The following is a 6,478-nucleotide window of genomic DNA, read 5'->3' as shown; positions in this document are numbered from 1 at the left end:
TGCTTCACGCCGGCCCTGAACTGGAAGATCTTGGTGTGGCACTGCTTGCAGGCGAACTGGGCGGTGTGGATGTCGTGGTTGAAGATGGCCGGATTGATGCCCTTGGTCTTGAAGGTGATGTCGTGGGTCTTCATCCCCTTGTGGCACTTGCCGCAGTTCCCGACGACGGTGAAGGCCCTCTTGTCGTTGTGGCAGGCGCCGCAGGTCTTGCCCTTTTCCATCTGCGCCATGGTGACGCGGCCGTCCTTGCCGGTGATCACGTTGGCGTTGTGGCATTCCTTGCAGTTCCCGTTGACCTTGGAAACGTGGAAGGTGTGGTTGAAGGTCACATCACCTGCGTTTTTCGCCCTGTATTCAATGTTACGGGTCTTGCCCGGATGGCACTTCCCGCAGCTCTGCGGGTCGGCAACACTGAAAGCCTTGACACCACTGTGGCAGGCGCCGCAGGACTTCGTCTTTTCCATGTCCTGCATGGTAAAATGACGCCGTTCCTTGATGTTGAAAATTGCGTTGTGACAGACCTTGCAATTGTTGTTATATTTCTTGAGGTGGATCTCGTGACTGAAGGTCACGGGCTCGGCGTTCTTGATAGGAAACTTTATGTCCTTTGTCTCCACGGCCCACACTGGCGAACAACACAGAATGAGAAGCGTAAGGATGGCGAGGCGAAACTGCATGGAACACTCCTTCTAACGGGTTTTTATTGACTGTGCCGCTGGAGGCAATAGCCGCCACAATATACACATCGAACAGCGCATCGTCAAACGAAAAGTATTGATACTTTCTTACATTGCTATGGTTTGGCTGCACTTTCGAAGGAGGGTCGATGAGGAAAAGTGTTCTTTTGGTGCCGGTATTGGTCTCCCTTCTGTCGACAGCCGCCCAGGCCGCCTTCTTCCAGTGGACGGATGCGGACGGGGTGGTGCACTTCACGGACAGCCGCAAGAAGATCCCGCAGAAATACCGCAAGAAGGCCAAGGAGTTGAAGTACCTTGGGCCGTCGACCCCGTCCAGCCGGAGTCCCGCAGCTCCCGCTCCGGCGCAGCCACCTGCGCCCCAGACCGCTCCGGCTTCGCCACCCGCCGGGGAAACCGCCGCGCCCCAGGCCGCTCCGCCTGCCGCCGAGCCCAATGCCCCGCTTGCGGGGGGGCACGATGAAACCTGGTGGCGGGAGCGCTTCGGAGGGTTGCGGAGGGAGCTGCAACTCGTCCGGGAAGGGCTCTCCCAGAAACAGGCCAGGCTGGTGGAGCTCAGGCGCCAGAGGGTGATTTTCTCCCGCCCCTCCGACCGGGAGGCGGTCAACGCCATGGAAGCGCAGGTCTCGGCGGACGAGACCAGGGTGAACGATTTGCTGAGGCAGATCGACGTCCTGGACCGGGCGGCGACCGCGGCCGGGGTCCCGATGGAGTGGCGCCAGTAGCTTCTTCAGCGGATTTATTAGCGGTTGCGGGCTTAGTTAAGCTGTGCTATAAAAACTTGCCGCTTAATAGGGAGATAACAGATACATGAACGGAATCGATAAGATAATCGAGAATGCCCTCGCCGAGGACATCCACACCGGCGACATCACCACGCTCTCGATTTTGCCGCAACCGCGCCGCATGCGCGCCCGCCTGGTAGCCAAAGAACAGCTGGTCCTGGCCGGCATAGGAGTCGTCGAGCGCGTCTTCGCCCGGCTCGATCCCACCGCAAAATTCACCGCCGAATTCGCCGACGGACAGAGAGTCAAGGTGGGCGACGTCATCGCCCGCATCGAGGGGGATGCCGCCGCCCTCCTGCAGGGGGAGCGCGTCTCGCTCAACCTGCTGCAGCGCATGTGCGGCATCGCCACCCAGACCGCCGCCTTCGTCAGCGAGATCGAGGGCACCGGTGCCCGGGTGGTCGACACCCGGAAGACCACCCCGGGGCTGCGGGTGCTGGAGAAGTACGCCGTGAGGGTAGGGGGCGGAACCAACCACCGCACCGGGCTCTATGACGGGGTACTGATCAAGGAAAATCACATCGCCGCGGCCGGAGGCATCAAGGAGGCCGTGAGCCTGGCCCGGGGCTACATCCCGCACACCCTCAAGATCGAGGTGGAGACGGAGACCCTGGACGAGGTCGGGCTGGCGCTCGAGGCGGGGGCCGACATCATCATGCTGGACAACATGACCCTCCACGAGATGACCGAGGCGGTGATCCTGATCGGCAAGCGTGCCCTGGTCGAGGCCTCCGGCGGAGTCAACCTGCAGACCATCAGGTCCATCGCCGAGACCGGGGTCGACATCATTTCCGTCGGGGCGCTGACCCATTCGGTCCGGGCCTCCGACATCTCCATGCTGATGGAGGATCGTTGAAAGAAGCGGAGGTCGACGCCAGGATCCTGGAACTCTTCCGCTCCGGCGACGGCTTTGTCTCCGGCGAATCCCTGAGCCGCCTGCTGGGGCTCTCCCGGACGGCGGTCTGGAAACACGTGAACGGGCTGAGGGCCAACGGCTATGACATCGAGGCCGTCCCGGCCAAGGGGTACCGGCTGGTTTCCTCCCCGAAGCTCCTCAACCGGCTCGACCTCGAGGCAGGGCTCGACACCCGCACGATCGGCTCCTCGATCGTATGTCTCAAGGAGACCGAATCGACCAATGTAGTCGCCTTCAAGATGGCTGAGGAGGGCGCCCCAGAGGGGACCGTGGTCATCGCCGATGCACAGACGGCGGGGAAGGGGAGGCTGGGGCGTATCTGGCTTTCGCCGCCGGGGGTGAACCTCTACTGTTCCGTGGTGCTGCGCCCCTCGATCTCGCCGGTCGCCGCCTGCCAGTTGACCTTTCTCTCCGTTGTCGCCGTGGCGCGCGCCATAGAGAAGTGCACCAAGCTCCACCCCCAGATCAAGTGGCCAAACGACATCCTCATCTCGGGTAAGAAGGTCGCGGGGCTGCTGAACGAGATGAACGCCGAGACCGAGAAGGTCAACTTCGTGGTCCTCGGTATCGGGATTAATGTCAACGTCCGTGTTTCCCAGCTTGGCGGGACCTTGCGCTATCCAGCCACCTCCCTTATTGAAGAGGGCGGGGTGGAGGTTGATCGTGTTCAGTTCACCCGCACCCTCCTGAAGGAGTTGGACGAGCTCTACGGGAAGTTTCTCCTGGAGGGGGAAGGCCCCGTGCGGGCGGAGTGGCTGGAGCGTTCGGCCATGCGCGGCCGCAGCGTCCACGTTGCCTCGGGGAATCGCGAGTTCAGCGGCATCGTGCAGGGGGTCGACCAGTTCGGCGGTCTGCTGGTCCAGCTTCCGGGCGGGCAGGTGGAAACGGTCCTCTCCGGGGACGTGACGCTCAATTAAGGGATCAGGAACAGGTAATACGAGCAGGTTCGGAGGTTTCATTTGCTGCTGGTGATCGACGTCGGGAACAGCAACATCGTGCTCGGCATTTATGACGAAGACAGGCTGGTCAGGGACTGGCGGGTTTCCACCGACAAGTCCAAGACCACTGATGAATACGGCATCCTCTTTCACGATCTCTTCCGGCTGGCCGGGATCGGGTTTGCGGACATCAAAGACATCATCGTCTCTTCGGTCGTGCCGACTCTCACCGGGGTGCTGGAGAAGCTGGCCCTCCAGTATTTCCAGACGACACCGTACGTGGTGGGGCCGGGAATCAAGACCGGCATGCCTATCCACTACGACAACCCCAAGGAGGTCGGCGCCGACAGGATCGTCAACGCCATCGCCGGGTTCGAGAAGTACCATCAGGCGCTGATCATCGTCGATTTCGGCACCGCGACCACCTTCGACTACGTCAACAAGAAGGGGGAATACTGCGGCGGCGCCATCGCCCCCGGCCTCATGATCTCGATGGAGGCGCTCTTCCAGAAGGCGAGCAAGCTTCCCCGTGTCGACATCGCGCGGCCGGTCAGTATCATCGCCAAGAACACCGTCAACTCCATGCAGGCCGGGATCTTCTTCGGCTATGTGGGGCTGGTCGACGGCATCGTCCAGCGGATGAAGGCCGAAGGGAAGGAAAACGTGAAGGTCATCGCCACCGGCGGGCTGGCCTCCTTGATCGCGCCGGAGTCAACGACCATCGAGGCGGTTGACGAGTTCCTGACCCTCGAGGGGCTGAGGATCATCTACCAGAGGAATAAGTAGTCGGGGTTAAGATCGGCTGTCCCGGTCTTAAATCAGGTTTGCGTGATTCCGTTCGTGCCGGGCCTGTCGAAGCACGAAAAGCGGTAGCAGTAGAAAGTGCGCCCTTCGACAAGCTCAGGGCGAACGGGGTGCGCTCCCTTCGACGAGCTCAGGGCGAACGGGGTGTGCGCCTTCGACGAGCTCGGGGCGAACGGCAAGCTGCAAAAAATTTAATAGACGGAAGGGGGTAGTCGCAGGAGAAAAGTCCAAAGAGCATGGCATAGGCAGGTGAGGTTTTAGTTTTCATTCGCTTTACTCAGTCGGGTTTCGTTTCAGAGGGGTCATTCAACTGATTCTTATTCTAACGGAGGGGACTATGGGAAGGTATGAAACCGCTAAACTGCGCAACCTTGGCATTGTAGCTCACGGTGGCGCCGGGAAAACCTCGCTCGCCGAGGCCATTCTCTTCAACACGGGCATGATCGACCGGTTGGGCCGCGTGGATGACGGCAGCTCCACGATGGACTTCGAACCGGAGGAGATCAAGAGGCGCATCTCCATCACCTCCGCCCTCGACCACTGCGACTGGAAGGACTGCTCCATCCACATCGTCGACACCCCGGGCTACGGCAACTTCATCGCCGATACCCGCGCCTGCATGCGGGCCCTCGACTGCGCGGTGGTCATCCTCTCCGCCATCTCCGGCGTCAAGGTCCAGACCGAGGAGGTCTGGAAATGGGCCAACGAGTTCGAGATCCCTCGCATCGCCTTCGTCAACAAGATGGACCGGGAAAGGGCCAACTTCTTCCGTGCCATCGACGACATGGAGAAGGCCCTCGGGGCCCGCGGGGTGGCCATCCAGGTCCCGATGGGGGCCGAGGAAAACTTCGAAGGGGTCATCGACCTGATCCGGATGAAGGCCTTGCGCTATGACGACGACCTCTCCGGCAAGTTCAAAGAGGAGGAGATCCCCAAGGAGTATCTCGACGAGGCCAAACGGCTGCGGGACATGATGGTGGAGACGGTGGCCGAGGCGTACGACGCCCTGACCGAGAAGTTCCTGGAAGCCGGGGAGTTGAGCGAGGAGGAGATCCTCGACGGGTTGAGGATAGGCACTCTCAGGAGTACCTTCACCCCCGTCCTTTGCGGTTCCGCCGTCATGAACATCGGAGTGGCACAGCTCCTCGATGCGGTCTGCGCCTACCTGCCGTCACCGCTGGACAGGACCAAGGCGGTCGGGATGGATCCCAAGGCCGAGCAGGTCGTGGAGCGCGCCCCCTCGGAGAGCGAGCCCTTCTCCGCCCTGGTCTTCAAGACCACCTCGGACCCCTACACCGGCAAGATCACCATCTTCCGGGTGTACTCCGGGGTGCTCAATTCCGACTCCGTGGTCTACAACTCCTCCAAGGGGGTGCAGGAACGGATCGGGCAGATCTTCGAGCTGGAAGGAAAGAAGCAGCACCCGATCAAGCAGGCGGTGGCCGGCGACATCGTGGCGGTCACCAAGCTCAAGGAAACGGTCACCGGGGATACCCTGTGCGACGAGGCCAAGCCGATCCTGTACGAGCCTGCCAAGTCGCTGCAGCCTGTGATATCCTACGCCATCGAGCCGAAGACCAAGAACGACGAGGACAAGATCAACTCGGCGCTGCAGAGGATGATCGAGGAAGATCCTACCATCGAGGCTCACCGCGACCCGCAGACCAAGGAGTTCATCATCTCCGGGATGGGGCAGGTGCACCTCGAGGTCATCGTCGAAAAGCTCAAGCGGAAGTTCGGGGTTGATGTCATCCTCAAGACCCCGAAGGTTCCGTACCTGGAGACCATCCGCGGCAGCGCCAAGGTCCAGGGGAAATACAAGAAGCAGTCAGGCGGTCGCGGCCAGTACGGCGACTGCTGGATCGAACTCTCGCCTCTGCCGCGCGGCGAGGGGTACAAGTTTGAGGACAAGATCGTTGGCGGCGTGATCCCGCGGCAGTACATCCCCGCAGTCGACAAGGGTATCCAGGATGCGGCCAAGGAGGGTTTCCTGGCCGGCAACCAGGTGGTCGACTTCAAGGTCGCGCTCTACGACGGCTCCTTCCACACGGTCGACTCGTCCGAGATGGCCTTCAAGGTGGCGGGATCCCTGGCCTTCAAGAAGGCGATGGAACTCTGCAAGCCGGTGCTGCTGGAGCCGATCCTCAACATGAAGATCACCGTCCCCGACGAGAACATGGGCGACGTGATCGGGGACCTCAACTCGCGGCGCGGCAAGGTCGTCGGCGTCGAGCCCAAGGCCAACTCGCAGATCATCAGGACGGTGGTCCCGATGTCGGAGGTGCTGACCTACTCCAACGACCTCCGTTCCATGACCAGCGACCGCGGCATGTTCACCTC

6 protein-coding genes are annotated in these 6,478 nt (G+C 61.3%); 5 read left to right on the top strand and 1 reads right to left on the bottom strand.

Translation table 11 applies throughout. The features are described 5' to 3' along the window. Window positions 1-617, bottom strand: a 617-nt coding sequence (locus AC11W3_RS18980; RefSeq protein WP_484093545.1) for a c(7)-type cytochrome triheme domain-containing protein, incomplete at its 3' end; no start/stop codon positions are given. Window positions 618-826: 209 nt separating this feature from the next. Here AC11W3_RS18980 and AC11W3_RS18975 point away from each other — a divergent pair. The 5 genes from AC11W3_RS18975 to fusA all read left to right on the top strand — a co-directional run. Further along, the gene (locus AC11W3_RS18975) at window positions 827-1,420 is read left to right on the top strand and encodes a DUF4124 domain-containing protein (protein WP_484093544.1); all 594 of its coding nucleotides are present in this window, start codon (window positions 827-829) and stop codon (window positions 1,418-1,420) included. An 85-nt stretch (window positions 1,421-1,505) separates the two neighbouring features. Further along, a complete protein-coding gene (gene nadC, locus AC11W3_RS18970) occupies window positions 1,506-2,336 on the top strand; it encodes a carboxylating nicotinate-nucleotide diphosphorylase (RefSeq protein ID WP_484089915.1) in 831 nt (276 codons plus the stop codon). Continuing rightward, window positions 2,333-3,313 carry a biotin--[acetyl-CoA-carboxylase] ligase gene (locus AC11W3_RS18965; protein ID WP_484089914.1) on the top strand — a complete coding sequence of 327 codons (981 nt, stop codon included), beginning with the start codon at window positions 2,333-2,335 and terminating at the stop codon, window positions 3,311-3,313. Before nadC ends, AC11W3_RS18965 begins: the two co-directional genes overlap by 4 nt. 42 nt (window positions 3,314-3,355) lie before the next feature. Continuing rightward, entirely contained in the window at window positions 3,356-4,120 is a 765-nt protein-coding gene (locus tag AC11W3_RS18960; RefSeq protein WP_484089913.1) for a type III pantothenate kinase, read from the top strand. A gap of 355 nt (window positions 4,121-4,475) precedes the next feature. Next, the coding region (gene fusA / locus AC11W3_RS18955; RefSeq protein WP_484093543.1) for an elongation factor G at window positions 4,476-6,478 on the top strand (2,003 nt) is incomplete at its 3' end.

The organism is Geomonas sp., assembly GCF_056994735.1.
Note: the sequence above shows the minus strand (reverse complement) of the source record. Positions and strands in the feature narration are given on the sequence as shown.

Coding starts and splice junctions, on each gene's coding strand:
- AC11W3_RS18975 (WP_484093544.1), top strand. CDS start 827: ATGAGGAAAAGTGTTCTTTTGGTGCCGGTATTGGTCTCCCTTCTGTCG.
- nadC (WP_484089915.1), top strand. CDS start 1,506: ATGAACGGAATCGATAAGATAATCGAGAATGCCCTCGCCGAGGACATC.